Source organism: Lactococcus allomyrinae, assembly GCF_003627095.1.
Lineage (GTDB): Bacteria > Bacillota > Bacilli > Lactobacillales > Streptococcaceae > Lactococcus > Lactococcus allomyrinae.
Map to the genome: position 1 here is coordinate 647,759 of NZ_CP032627.1, position 13,101 is coordinate 660,859.

General features: G+C 36.7%; 13 protein-coding genes. All 13 read left to right on the forward strand.

Annotated features, from left to right (window positions below):
• The first annotated feature begins 312 nt into the window (after nt 1-312).
• The 13 genes from pfkA to hisF all read left to right on the forward strand — a co-directional run bounded on the left by pfkA (nt 313) and on the right by hisF (nt 13,100).
• Nucleotides 313-1,335, forward strand: a complete 1,023-nt coding sequence (pfkA, locus tag D7I46_RS03180; protein ID WP_120771563.1) for a 6-phosphofructokinase — start codon at nt 313-315, stop codon at nt 1,333-1,335.
• 86 nt (nt 1,336-1,421) lie between these two features.
• Nucleotides 1,422-2,924 carry a pyruvate kinase gene (pyk, locus tag D7I46_RS03185; protein ID WP_120771564.1) on the forward strand — a complete coding sequence of 501 codons (1,503 nt, stop codon included), beginning with the start codon at nt 1,422-1,424 and terminating at the stop codon, nt 2,922-2,924.
• A gap of 186 nt (nt 2,925-3,110) precedes the next feature.
• Nucleotides 3,111-4,088, forward strand: coding sequence for an L-lactate dehydrogenase (locus D7I46_RS03190; RefSeq protein WP_120771565.1), 978 nt, complete (start codon nt 3,111-3,113; stop codon nt 4,086-4,088).
• A 252-nt stretch (nt 4,089-4,340) separates the two neighbouring features.
• Nucleotides 4,341-5,087, forward strand: coding sequence for a gamma-glutamyl-gamma-aminobutyrate hydrolase family protein (locus D7I46_RS03195; RefSeq protein ID WP_205570830.1), 747 nt, complete (start codon nt 4,341-4,343; stop codon nt 5,085-5,087).
• Nucleotides 5,088-5,160: 73 nt separating this feature from the next.
• Nucleotides 5,161-5,646: an APC family permease gene (locus D7I46_RS03200; protein ID WP_240424481.1), complete on the forward strand. Its 486-nt coding sequence runs from the start codon at nt 5,161-5,163 to the stop codon at nt 5,644-5,646.
• Nucleotides 5,647-6,156: 510 nt separating this feature from the next.
• Nucleotides 6,157-7,221 (forward strand): histidinol-phosphate transaminase, encoded by a 1,065-nt coding sequence (gene hisC / locus D7I46_RS03205; protein ID WP_120771568.1) that lies wholly within the window; start codon nt 6,157-6,159, stop codon nt 7,219-7,221.
• 112 nt (nt 7,222-7,333) lie between these two features.
• A complete protein-coding gene (locus D7I46_RS03210) occupies nt 7,334-8,302 on the forward strand; it encodes an ATP phosphoribosyltransferase regulatory subunit (RefSeq protein WP_120771569.1) in 969 nt (322 codons plus the stop codon).
• A complete protein-coding gene (gene hisG, locus D7I46_RS03215; protein ID WP_120771570.1) occupies nt 8,295-8,924 on the forward strand; it encodes an ATP phosphoribosyltransferase in 630 nt (209 codons plus the stop codon). Before D7I46_RS03210 ends, hisG begins: the two co-directional genes overlap by 8 nt.
• A complete protein-coding gene (gene hisD, locus D7I46_RS03220) occupies nt 8,921-10,222 on the forward strand; it encodes a histidinol dehydrogenase (RefSeq protein ID WP_120771571.1) in 1,302 nt (433 codons plus the stop codon). Before hisG ends, hisD begins: the two co-directional genes overlap by 4 nt.
• Before the next feature lie 159 nt (nt 10,223-10,381).
• Nucleotides 10,382-10,981 (forward strand): imidazoleglycerol-phosphate dehydratase HisB, encoded by a 600-nt coding sequence (gene hisB, locus D7I46_RS03225; RefSeq protein WP_120771572.1) that lies wholly within the window; start codon nt 10,382-10,384, stop codon nt 10,979-10,981.
• 34 nt (nt 10,982-11,015) lie between these two features.
• A complete protein-coding gene (gene hisH, locus D7I46_RS03230) occupies nt 11,016-11,624 on the forward strand; it encodes an imidazole glycerol phosphate synthase subunit HisH (protein ID WP_120773275.1) in 609 nt (202 codons plus the stop codon).
• Entirely contained in the window at nt 11,618-12,337 is a 720-nt protein-coding gene (gene hisA / locus D7I46_RS03235) for a 1-(5-phosphoribosyl)-5-[(5-phosphoribosylamino)methylideneamino]imidazole-4-carboxamide isomerase (protein WP_120771573.1), read from the forward strand. The genes hisH and hisA overlap by 7 nt, the downstream gene beginning before the upstream one ends.
• Entirely contained in the window at nt 12,327-13,100 is a 774-nt protein-coding gene (gene hisF, locus D7I46_RS03240) for an imidazole glycerol phosphate synthase subunit HisF (protein WP_120771574.1), read from the forward strand. The genes hisA and hisF overlap by 11 nt, the downstream gene beginning before the upstream one ends.
• The last annotated feature ends 1 nt before the right edge of the window (nt 13,101 follow it).

A 13,101-nucleotide genomic window follows, 5' to 3' on the forward strand; every position in this document is an offset into this window, starting at 1 on the left:
ATTGTAAAAAATGTTTTACTTTTTTATGCTATACTGTCGTAGATGAGAATGAAAAACTTTTACTAATAATAACCATGAAAATTTTGAATTGGCAGAAAAATTTCATTAAAAAATACGAGAAAACCTTTGCAACTTAAGGGTTCAAAAATTTTTTGTAATGTAAACGGTTTACACAGTTTATTAGAGGATTTTTTTGAAAATACGTGATATAATGAACTAGATAATAAATGAGCATGATTTATAAAGTTACTGATAAATCCTTGTCAGTACTGATGGAATTATGTATCTTATAATTCGGAGGACAAATCTCTAATGAAACGCATTGCAGTTTTGACTTCTGGTGGTGATGCACCAGGAATGAACGCGGCTATTCGTGCCGTTGTTCGTAAAGCGATTTCTGAAGGTATCGAAGTTTACGGTATTAATCACGGATATGCTGGTATGGTTGCAGGAGATATTTTCCCGCTCACTTCGGCATCAGTTGGTGATAAAATTGGACGTGGTGGTACTTTCTTGTATTCAGCACGTTATCCAGAATTTGCTCAAATTGAAGGGCAACTTGCTGGTATTGAACAACTAAAAAAACATGGCATCGAAGGTGTAGTAGTTATCGGTGGTGACGGTTCTTATCATGGTGCAATGCGCCTAACTGAACATGGTTTCCCAGCAGTCGGCCTTCCAGGTACTATTGACAATGATATCGTGGGAACTGACTTCACGATTGGTTTTGATACCGCTGTTTCAACTGTTGTTGATGCTCTTGACAAAATTCGTGATACATCATCATCACACAACCGCACATTTGTAGTTGAAGTAATGGGACGTAATGCTGGAGATATTGCACTTTGGTCAGGTATTGCGGCTGGAGCAGATGATATCTGCATTCCAGAAAAGAGCTTCAAATTTGAAAACGTTGTTAACAATATCAACAAAGGCTATGAAAAAGGTAAAAATCACCATATCATCGTTCTTGCTGAAGGTGTAATGTCAGGTGAGGAATTTGCCTCAAAACTCAAGGAAGCTGGATATAAAGGGGACTTGCGTGTATCTGTTCTTGGACACATTCAACGTGGGGGTTCTCCAACAGCTCGTGACCGTGTTCTTGCTTCACGTATGGGTGCTCGTGCCGTTGAATTACTTCGTGATGGTATCGGAGGCGTAGCCGTTGGTATTCATAATGAAGAACTTGTGGAAAGCCCAATTTTAGGTAGCGCTGAAGAACATGCCTTATTCAGTTTGACTGAAGATGGTGGTATCAAAGTGAACAACCCACACAAAGCTGGTCTTGAACTCTACCGTCTGAATTCAGACCTGAACAATCTCAACCTTAATTAAGTTACTGCATTCTAGTTTCTAGTTAAGTGTTGAAGTACGCATAGCTAGAGACAGATAATAAAATCTTTTATAGGAGAAAACACATAATGAATAAACGTGTAAAAATCGTCTCAACTCTTGGCCCTGCCGTTGAAACTCGCGGTGGTAAAAAATTTGGTGAAAAAGGTTATTGGGGAGAAGAACTTGATGTTGAAACTTCAGCAAAAACAATTGCGTCTCTAATTCAGGAAGGTGCTGACGTTTTCCGTTTCAACTTCTCACACGGTGATCACCCAGAACAAGGTGCACGTATGGCAACTGTACGTCGTGCTGAAGAAATCGCTGGACGTAAAGTTGGTTTCTTGCTTGACACTAAAGGTCCTGAAATGCGTACTGAAGTTTATGAAGACGGCGCAGACGAATATAAATTCCTTACAGGCGATAAATTCCGCGTGGCAACTAAGCAAGGCTTGACTTCAACTGTTGAAAAAATTGCTTTGAATGTTGCTGGTGGACTTGATATTTTTGACGACGTTGAAATCGGTCAAACTATTTTGATTGATGATGGTAAATTGGGTCTGACTGTTCTTGAAAAAGATGTTGCTACTCGTGAATTTGTTGTTGAAGCTCAAAATGACGGACTTGTTGGTAAACAAAAAGGTGTCAATATTCCTAACACAAAAATTCCTTTCCCAGCACTTGCTGAACGTGATAATGCAGACATCCGTTTTGGGCTTGAACAAGGCTTGAATTTTATTGCCATCTCGTTTGTACGTTCTGCTAAAGATGTTAATGAAGTACGTGCAATTTGTGAAGAAACTGGCAATGCACATGTTCAACTTCTTGCAAAAATCGAAAACCAACAAGGGATTGATAACCTTGATGAAATCATTGAAGCAGCAGATGGTATCATGATTGCTCGTGGGGACATGGGGATTGAAGTACCGTTTGAAATGGTTCCAGTTTACCAAAAATTAATTATTCGTAAAGTTAATAAAGCTGGTAAGATGGTTGTTACCGCAACGAATATGCTTGAATCAATGACTGAAAAACCCCGTGCAACTCGTTCAGAAATTTCTGACGTGTTCAACGCAGTTATTGATGGTACAGATGCTACAATGCTTTCAGGTGAGTCTGCTAATGGTAAATACCCACGCGAATCAGTTCGCACAATGGCTACTGTTAACAAAAATGCTCAAACAATGTTGAAAGAATACGGTCGTCTTCATCCAGAAAAATATGATAAAGCAACTGTAACAGAAGTTGTTGCATCATCAGTTAAAAATGCTGCTGAAGCAATGGATATCAAGTTGATTGTTGCTTTGACTGAGTCAGGTAACACAGCGCGTTTGATTTCTAAACATCGTCCAGACGCTGATATTTTGGCTGTTACATTTGACGAAAAAGTTGAACGTGGCTTGATGATTAATTGGGGAGTTATTCCATTGTTGACTGAAAAACCTGCTTCAACTGATGATATGTTTGAAGTAGCTGAAAAAGCGGCTTTGGCTTCTGGTTTAGTTGAATCTGGTGATAATATTATCATCGTTGCTGGTGTACCAGTTGGTTCAGGACGCACAAATACAATGCGTATTCGTACAGTTAAATAAACCTAAAGAAAAAAAGAATATGACAAATAAGTCTGTCAATATTGACAGACTTTATTTCCTGATACAATGTCAAATATTTTTGACAAAAATAGCTCAATCTGTTCTTTAAGCAATGCTAAATAAGGGTAGATATTCACTAAATTAAAACATAAACTCATTCGTAATTTGAAAGGAATCAAAGAAATCATGGCTGAAAAACAACGTAAAAAAGTAATCCTCGTTGGTGATGGTGCAGTAGGTTCATCATATGCTTTTGCGCTCGTAAACCAAGGAATTGCCCAAGAATTGGGAATCGTTGATATTTTTAAAGAAAAAACTCAAGGAGATGCAGAAGATCTTTCTCATGCATTGGCATTTACTTCGCCTAAAAAAATCTACTCTGCAGATTACTCTGATGCTCATGATGCTGACCTTGTTGTCTTGACTTCTGGAGCACCACAAAAACCAGGTGAAACTCGTCTTGATTTAGTTGAAAAAAATCTTCGTATTACTAAAGATGTTGTTACTAAAATTGTAGATTCAGGATTTAAAGGAATTTTTCTTGTTGCCGCTAATCCAGTAGATATTTTGACTTATGCAACATGGAAATTCTCTGGTTTCCCTAAAAACCGTGTTGTAGGTTCAGGAACATCACTTGATACTGCTCGTTTCCGTCAAGCCTTGGGAGAAAAAGTTGGCGTTGATGCTCGTTCAATTCATGCGTATATCATGGGTGAACATGGTGATTCAGAGTTTGCTGTTTGGTCACATGCCAATGTTGCGGGTGTTAAATTAGAACAATGGTTCCAAGAAAATAAATATCTCAATGAAGAAGAAATTGTTGAACTGTTCGAATCTGTTCGTGATGCCGCTTATTCAATCATTGCCAAAAAAGGTGCAACTTTCTATGGTGTAGCAGTAGCTCTTGCTCGTATCACAAAAGCAATCCTTGACGACGAACATTCTGTTTTGCCAGTATCTGTTTTTCAAGATGGCCAATATGGAATTGACGATTGCTACTTGGGTCAACCAGCAGTTGTCGGAGCTGAAGGTGTTGTGAATCCAATTCATATCCCATTGAATGATGCTGAAATGCAAAAAATGCAAGCCTCTGGTGCACAATTGAAATCAATTATTGAAGAAGCTTTTCAAAAAGAAGAATTTGCTTCAGCGATAAAAAACTAATTTTTGATAATTATTAACTTTATAAGAGTTTATGGTGGAATTATTTTCTGCCATGAACTTTTTTATTTATAAAAATATATTTCATTTAATATTATTGATAAGTTATTGCAATTGTATATAAAAAAGAATATAATTGTGGATACTTTGGTACATACTTTATAATAGTGATTTCAGAGTGAAGAAACCAGATGATTGACTGAAAATAAATGTATTAGCTTTTGTTAAGTGAAATTTTTAGTGGGGAAAAATATGATGAAAGTAATTATTGCTATAACAGCAGATAGTATGGTCGAGCCTTCTAGAGTTATCAATCAGAATTTTGCTGATTTTGCTCCAAGAGATTTGAAAGAAGTGATTATTGAAGCGGGAGGAATTCCGATTATATTACCGTTTCCTGAGAATGTGAGTCTTGCTGACGAGTTTGCCAGAGAAGCTGTGAGATTATTTGATGGGTTGATTATTCCAGGCGGTCCAGATATTGATCCAACTTTTTTTGGTGAGGAGCCAATTCGTGAAATAGGTCGTACAGCTTATCAACGCGATTATTATGAAATTGCTCTAGTGAAAGCTGCAAGGAAAGCAAATAAACCTATATTTGGGATTTGTCGTGGTTTACAACTTATTAATGTGGCATTTGGAGGGACACTCTATCAAGATTTGGCCGTACAAAATCTGGGGAGCAATCTCAAACACAGTCAATCTGCACCAGGCGGTTTCCCAACACATCACGTAAAAATTGACGAGTCAAGTCATTTGTATGAAACTTTTGGGTCTGAGGCTTATGTTAACTCGCGCCATCATCAGGCTGTTAAAGATTTAGCGAAAGGTTTTAATGTGATTGCAACAGCTTATGATGGAGTTGTTGAGGCGATTGAATCAAAGGAAGAAGATATTTTAGCGGTTCAGTGGCATCCAGAGAATATGTGGCGTTCAAATAAGTTGCAACTAGAGATTTTTGAGCACTTTGTAGAGTGTTGTGAGAAATCAAAGATAAATTAGAATAAAAAACAACACGGTTACTTTATTTTATATTTTTACAGGCTTTGAGGAGCTAGTTGTCGTAGCTGGTGATATGGAAAATCCAAAGAAAATTTTGCCTCGTATTTTTATATTGACGACATTTGCCATCGTGGTATTCTATGTTTTAATACAAGTAGTGGCAGTTGGTATTTTAGAAAGCCATTCGTTATCAGCAAGTTCAGTGCCTATTCAAGATGCTTTTGAAAAAGTTGCAGGAAGTTTTGATAGAGATCTAATTGCAGCTGGAGTAGTGCTTTCAACAGGAGGATTGCTTTATTTGAAGGATGCTTTAACCGAAAATAAAATGCTATCTAAAGTGGTTGCGAGAAGAAATAGATTTAATGCACCTTGTATTTTTATTATTATTATTCCTAGTATCATTGTTCTTGTAATCGCATGGTCAGGTGCTTTTTCTCAGCTTGCTCTGATTTCAGCACTTTCGCACTTTGCTCAATATGTCCCGACTTGTCTCGCTGTTTTGGTCTTTGCAAAAACTAAAAAAGAGGTTAAACAGTCTTTTAGATTGCCGTTTGGTTAGGTTATTCCTAGTGTGGCTATTTTAGTCAGTATCTGATTACTCACACAGGTTGAAGTTGAACAATTGCTTTGGGAATTTGGAGCATTGGTTGTTGTTATTCCTTTTTATTTTATCACTGGACTATATAAACGAAAAAAAGAATAAATTTATTCTTGACAGAAAATAATGTTTATGCTAAAATTCAGATAATTTAAAATAATTTAAAAATAGAGATGAAAGAGTAATTTGTTTGTAGCAGAAAAGAGAGCCTCGTTGCTGAGAAAGAGGTCTGTTATGACAAATGAACCACACTCATCGCAATCTTTTTTCTGTCAGCACTGACAGAAAACGTTTGTCCCGTTATAACTTGAGTTTATACTTACAGAGGTACTTTTTGTGAAAAGAGTACGAAAAAAGGTGGAACCACGATTGATATGCCGTCCTTTAAGCCTCGCGCTTTTAGGCGGTTTTTTTATATCAATTTCTGTCAGTATACTGACAGAAAAAAAGGAACTTATGAAAGGAATGTTTATGTCTTGGAAAGATAATCTACGTAAAGTTCACCCTTACGTTGCGGGTGAACAACCTGATTTTATGGATATGATAAAGCTTAATACGAATGAGAACCCCTATCCTCCCAGTCCCTTAGTGACGAAACAGCTTCGTCAGTATGACAGTAAGGATCTTCGGCTTTATCCGCAAGCTGATGCCGATCGACTTCGTGCAGAATTAGCTCAATATTATAGGTTATCTGAGCAACAAATATTCATTGGTAATGGTTCTGACGAGGTGCTTTCTCTTTCGTTTTTAACTTTTTTTAATAGTGATAAGCCATTGTTAATACCAGATATTAGTTATTCCTTTTATCCTGTTTACTGTGATTTGTACGATATTGAGTATAAAAATGTAGCTCTTACTCAGGATTTCCGTTTAGTTTTTGCAGATTATTGTCAGCCAAATGGTGGGATTGTCTTTGCTAATCCTAATGCTCCGACTGGTTTGGCGATAAATCTACACGAAATTGAGTATATTTTGCAAAAAAATCCAGATTCTCTTGTTTTAATTGATGAGGCATATGTTGATTTTGGTGGACAATCAGCGATTTCCCTCTTGGATAAATATGAAAATTTATTGATTACACGAACTTTTTCAAAATCACGCGCGCTTGCTGGTATCCGTTTGGGTGTAGCTTTGGGGAATGAGTTTGCGATTAGTAAACTATATGACGTTAAAAATTCGTTTAATTCGTATCCTGTGGATAGTTTGGCACAAGAAATCGGGATTGCTAGTATTTTAGACCAAAAATATTTTGACCATACTGTTAAAAAAATTATTTCTACGCGAGAATGGTTCAAAGCATCGCTGATAACGCTTGGTTTTGAACTGACAGACTCTAAAGCCAATTTTGTATTTGTTAAACATCCTAAAATTTCGGGAAAAGAGTTATTTAATGCGCTTTACGATGAAAAAATTATTGTGCGACATTGGCAAAAACCGCGTCTTAACGATTGGTTGCGCATTACAATCGGTACTGATGATCAAATGAAAAGAGTTGCGCAGTTTTTAAAACAATATCTTGAAGAAAGAAAAAAATAAAAGTGTTTCAATAAAAAATTTATATTTTGTATATTTCATTAAGATGCTCCAACAGCACTCAAATAAAGTAAATCAAAAGCTTTCAGAACACTCTAACTATAAGGAGTTATAAATGAACAACTATCACTATCTGCTTCCAGAAGAGTCAGCGGAAATGTCACTTATACAAGTAGCTAATCTAAGAAAAATTGAAAAAATATTGCGCGAGATATTTATTAACGCGAACTATCAAGAAGTAATGCCGCCTAACTTTGAATACGTTGAACTTTACACCCAACTTGGTTCAGATTTTAAATCAGAGAAACTTTTTCAGATGATTAATCATGAAGGAAAATCTATCGCTTTGCGCTACGATTTCACCATCCCTTTAGCACGAACTTATGCCTATACAAGAAATTCAGAAGTTGAACGTTATGTCTATTTTGGCAAGGTTTTTAGAAAAGAAAAACGGCATAAAGGTCGCCGTACGGAGTCTTATCAAATTGGCATTGAATTATTGGGAGCCCAAGAACAACTTGCGGACAAGGAAATTATTGCATTGAGTCTTGCGACACTAGAACAAATTCCCCTCAAACATTCCGTCCTTGAAATTGGCTCAGCAAAATTTTACAAACGTCTTTGCGAATTAGTTGGGCAAGAAAAATCAAAAGAGTTGACAGAACTTCTCAAAAAAAGAAATATCAGCGGTATTGAGCAATTTGTAAGTAGTAATCAATTTCCGTCAGCATTCAAAAATTTACTGACAAAGTTGCCAGTGCTGACAGACCCACTGTCATTACTGAAATTAGTTGCTGCTACCCAAGATGAAATACTGATTGAAGCTGTCAGTACACTTACTCAACTTTGTCAGCAATTTTCTGACGACCATCAGATTGTCATTGATTTGGCAATGGTTCCAGCCATGAGTTATTACACAGGCTTGATGCTGACAGCTTACAGTGATGTTGTCAGTCAACCCATTATCTCAGGTGGACGCTATGATGAACTTTTATCAAGGTTTGAACTTAAAACTACTGCGATTGGTTTTTGTTGTCATATGGACAATATTCTCAAAGCAATAGAGGAGGAAACAAATGCTTAAAATCGCCGTTACAAAAGGTCGTATTCAAGAACAACTTATCCTTTTACTTCAAAAATCAGGCTATGATACACAACCAATCATCAATATGGGCCGAAGTTTGGAAGTGACCACAACAGATGATTTACAGTTTATCTTTGGCAAAGCAAATGACGTTGTCACCTTTCTTGAACATGGTGTTGTTGATATTGGATTTGTTGGTAAAGACACCTTGCAAGAGAGTGATTTTGATGATTACTATGAGTTGTTTGATTTGCAAGTTGGTCAATGTTATTTCGCATTAGCTGCCTACCCAGATTTTAAAAATAAAACATTCCACCGCCGAAAAAGGATTGCATCCAAATATCCAAAAGTGGCAAAAGCATACTTTTCCAACCAAAAAGAAGATGTTGAAATCATCAAACTAGAAGGCTCTGTTGAATTAGGGCCTGTCGTAGGACTATCAGATGCCATCATTGACATCGTGGAAACAGGAAATACTTTAGCAGCAAATGGTCTTGAAATTATTGAAAAAATCAGTGACATCTCGACACGAATGATTGTAAACAAAGCCAGCTTTAGATTTAAACAACAAAATATTTTACAAATGGTAACAAAATTTGAGAAAGCAGGAAAAATAAAATGACACTCTTAGAAATCATAGAAAACACAGAAAATCTAACAGATTTAACTACGAAATTTCAAGGAAGAAAATCCCAAGTTTCCAAAGAAATCACCAATATTGTTGAAAAAATTATTGAAAATATTAAAACAAAAGGTGATGAGGCACTCTTTAATTATGCGAAACAATTTGATGGAGTAACACTCACAACGAAAAATTTGATGGTCACACCAGAAGAATTCGAAGAAGGACTTTCGCAAATAGACGAAGATTATATCCGTATTTTGGAGCGTACAAAAACTCAAATTGAGGAATTCCATAAACATCAGTTGAGCAACTCATGGTCTATCTACAAAGATGAAGGAATCATCATGGGGCAAATCGTTCGTCCACTTGAGCGAGTGGCGCTCTACGTTCCAGGAGGAACAGCGGCTTATCCCTCTACTGTCATGATGAATGCCGTACCAGCCAAACTTGCTGGGGTTAAAGAGCTTGTAATCATTACTCCGACCAAAGCAGGAGGTAAGGTCAGTCCTGTGATTCTTGCAGCAGCTAAAGTTGTAGGGGTAGATAAAATTTATAAAGTAGGTGGTGCTCAAGGGGTTGCAGCTCTTGCCTACGGCACAGCCTCCATACCAAAAGTTGACAAGATTGTAGGACCCGGCAACATCTTCGTAGCGACTGCGAAAAAACTTTGCTACGGTAGTGTTGATATTGATATGATTGCAGGCCCATCTGAGGTGCTTATTATTGCTGATGAAAAGGCTAATCCTAAATATGTTGCAGCAGACTTGATGGCACAAGCAGAGCATGATAAACTTGCTTCAGCAATACTCGTCACCACTTCAGCACCACTTGTAGAAGCAGTCAATCAGGAACTTGAACGACAGATTCAACAACTTGAACGACGTAAAATTATCGAAAGTTCACTTAAAAATTATGGTGGAGCAATTCTTTCTCAGACGATTGAGGAAGCTTTTGAGGTTTCCAATCAACTCGCTCCAGAACATCTAGAGGTTCTAACTTCAGAACCGCTCAATAAACTTCCATTGATAAAAAACGCTGGTAGTATATTTCTTGGAGAGCATACCCCAGAACCATTAGGTGATTACATGAGTGGTACCAATCACGTTCTTCCAACAGGAGGCACAGCAAAATTTTATTCTGCGTTGGGAGTATATGATTTTGTAAAATACAGTTCATACAGCTACTATCCACGGGAAAGTCTAGCAAAATTTAAAGAAGATGTAGAAAAGTTCGCAAAATCAGAAGGTCTGAGTGCTCATGCGAATTCTATAACAGTAAGATTTGACAAAGAGTAAATTATACTAAAGATTACGCTTGACATACAGTATCAAGGCTGTAGATGTTTTACCAATTATCACAAAACAGTATATTTGCAGTTCGTCTAATAACTTTCCTTAGAAAAATTAAAGATGAACTAGTATAAAATCCCATATCTAAAACCAAAAGGAGAAAAAATGCGGGCAGCACAAATTACGCGCAATACAAAAGAAACTCAAATTACAATCACAATTGACCTTGATGGAACAGGGCAAAGTGACATTACTACAGGAGTTGGTTTTTTTGACCATATGCTCACACTTTTAGCTTATCACGGAGATTTTGACCTAACACTAAAAGCTCATGGCGATAATGAGAGTGTAGGAATGGATGCTCACCACTTGATTGAGGACGTTGCGATTGTTCTTGGGAAGTGTATCAACCAAGCACTAGATGATAAACGAGGGATTCAACGTTATGGGAGCTTTACGATACCGATGGATGAGTCACTAATTACTTGTGACCTCGATATTAGTGGTCGCCCTTATCTGGTCTTTAATGCTGATTTATCAGCTAATAACAAACTTGGTGACTATGATACTGAAATGACAGAAGAATTTTTCCGAGCTTTATCCTTTAATGCGGGGATTACTCTACATATCAATGAACATTATGGAAAAAATACTCATCATATTATTGAGGCAATATTCAAGGCTACCGCACGTGCACTTAAACAAGCAGTTGCCATAGACAATAAAAAAATAGATGAAATTCCATCTTCAAAAGGTATTTTATAAAATCAGCATCCATAAGAAAGACAATAGGCAGAAAATGATTGTTATTATTGACTACAATGTAGGAAATCTTCAAAGTGTTCAAGGAGCAATAGAGCGACTAGGATTGGAGTGTATTATTTCAAGAGATTCCGAACAAATTAATAAAGCTCAAGCTCTGATTTTACCGGGAGTAGGAGCTTTCCCAACAGCAATGAAACAGCTTACGCAGTACAATCTAGTTGAACTAATAAAAACACGTGCAGCAGCAGGAGTTCCAATCTTAGGAATTTGTCTTGGAATGCAAATACTTTTTGAAAAAGGCACAGAAAAAGAAAAAACAAAAGGGCTTGGCTTATTGAAAGGAAGTGTTAACTTGATACAAACGGTGGAGAAACTTCCACACATGGGTTGGAATCAACTTCATTTTACACAAAATCATCCACTACTTAGATATTTAAAAGAAAATGATGAAACTTATTTTGTGCATAGCTACGCAGTGCAATGTCCAAAAGACGAACTCATTGCCTACACAGAATATGGCGATGTCAAAATCCCAGCTATCGTAGCTTCTGGTAATGTGATGGGTTGCCAATTTCACCCTGAAAAATCAGCTCAAATAGGTCAACTCATACTTAAAGCTTTTAAGGAGATGATACTATGTTAATAATTCCAGCAATTGATTTAAAAGACGGAAAAGTGGTTCGCCTTTATCACGGTGATTATTCAAATCAAACGACCTACAGTGAATTTCCTGAACAAATTGCTCAGAATTTTGAGAAAATGGGAGCAAAACATCTCCACGTTGTGGATCTTGACGGTGCAAAAGAAGGTAAAACGACTAATATAGAGATAATCAAAAAAATAAAAGCAACAACTCAACTTCAGATTCAAGTTGGAGGTGGTGTAAGAACTCCTGAAGTTCTTGCTCTCTATTTAGAAAAACTAGGAATAAACCGTGTTATTTTGGGAACTGCCGCGTTAGAACATCCCGATTTTCTCAAAACAGCTTTAAAAAAATATGGAGCAGAGAAAATAGTGGTGGGTGTAGATATAAAAAAAGGATACGTATCAACAAGTGGTTGGTTAAAAACAAGTGATGTTCCTTATCTCATATTTCTAAAAAAACTAGAAAAAATGGGTGTCGGTTATGTTGTAATCACAGATATTTCTAGAGATGGGACATTGACAGGACCTAATTTTTCATTATATGAAGAAATAGCTCAAAAAACGAGTCTTAAATTTGTAGTTTCAGGTGGTGTGAAAGATAGAGAAGATATTATTCAAGCCAGGCAAAAGGATTATTATGCGATTATCGTTGGGAAAGCCTATTATGAAGGAAAGATAAATCTTGAGGAGGTACTGAGAAATGTTGAGTAAACGTATTATTCCTTGTTTAGATATTAAAGACGGTAAAGTAGTAAAAGGAACGAATTTTATTGGCTTAAAAGAACTAGGAGAACCTGTAGAATTTGCCAAAGAATATGAAAAACAGTGCGCAGACGAGATTATTTTTCTTGATATTACAGCAACTTATGAAAATCGTGAAATTATTGGAGATATCATTTCACATGCGGCGCGTGTTTTATCAATTCCACTTACAGTAGGTGGCGGAATTCATACGATTGATGATTTTCAGAAAATATTATCAAAAGGGGCTGATAAAGTATCTATTAATTCTGCAGCAGTAAAAGATCCAAAACTTATTACGCAAGCAGCAGAAAAATTCGGTAATCAATGCGTTGTAGTTGCTATTGATGCCAAAATAAACTCTGCAGGTTCTTATGATGTTTATATCAAGGGTGGGCGAGAAAACACAGGTTTAGACCTTGTCCGGTGGGTTAAACAATGTGAGCAGCTTGGAGCGGGTGAGATATTATTGACGTCTATGGATAAGGACGGGACTAAATCAGGTTACGACATTAATATGCTCAATATAGTTTGTGAATCCGTAAATATCCCTGTGATTGCAAGCGGAGGTTGTGGAAGTGTCGAAGATATTGTCAATGTTTTCAAAGAAACTCGTTCAGATGCGGCGCTTGTAGCTAGTTTATTTCACTATAAAGAAATAACTATTGATGAGGTAAAAGAAGCTTTAATCAAAAATAAAGTTCCAGCTCGTCGTTTGAGCATGAGAACTTGAA

Bases quoted from the DNA above. Each gene is read 5' to 3' on its own strand.
- D7I46_RS03200 (WP_240424481.1), top strand. From the start codon at position 5,161: ATGGAAAATCCAAAGAAAATTTTGCCTCGTATTTTTATATTGACGACA.
- pfkA (WP_120771563.1), top strand. From the start codon at position 313: ATGAAACGCATTGCAGTTTTGACTTCTGGTGGTGATGCACCAGGAATG.
- D7I46_RS03210 (WP_120771569.1), top strand. From the start codon at position 7,334: ATGAACAACTATCACTATCTGCTTCCAGAAGAGTCAGCGGAAATGTCA.
- hisA (WP_120771573.1), top strand. From the start codon at position 11,618: ATGTTAATAATTCCAGCAATTGATTTAAAAGACGGAAAAGTGGTTCGC.
- hisH (WP_120773275.1), top strand. From the start codon at position 11,016: ATGATTGTTATTATTGACTACAATGTAGGAAATCTTCAAAGTGTTCAA.
- pyk (WP_120771564.1), top strand. From the start codon at position 1,422: ATGAATAAACGTGTAAAAATCGTCTCAACTCTTGGCCCTGCCGTTGAA.
- D7I46_RS03190 (WP_120771565.1), top strand. From the start codon at position 3,111: ATGGCTGAAAAACAACGTAAAAAAGTAATCCTCGTTGGTGATGGTGCA.
- D7I46_RS03195 (WP_205570830.1), top strand. From the start codon at position 4,341: ATGAAAGTAATTATTGCTATAACAGCAGATAGTATGGTCGAGCCTTCT.
- hisG (WP_120771570.1), top strand. From the start codon at position 8,295: ATGCTTAAAATCGCCGTTACAAAAGGTCGTATTCAAGAACAACTTATC.
- hisD (WP_120771571.1), top strand. From the start codon at position 8,921: ATGACACTCTTAGAAATCATAGAAAACACAGAAAATCTAACAGATTTA.
- hisF (WP_120771574.1), top strand. From the start codon at position 12,327: ATGTTGAGTAAACGTATTATTCCTTGTTTAGATATTAAAGACGGTAAA.
- hisB (WP_120771572.1), top strand. From the start codon at position 10,382: ATGCGGGCAGCACAAATTACGCGCAATACAAAAGAAACTCAAATTACA.
- hisC (WP_120771568.1), top strand. From the start codon at position 6,157: ATGTCTTGGAAAGATAATCTACGTAAAGTTCACCCTTACGTTGCGGGT.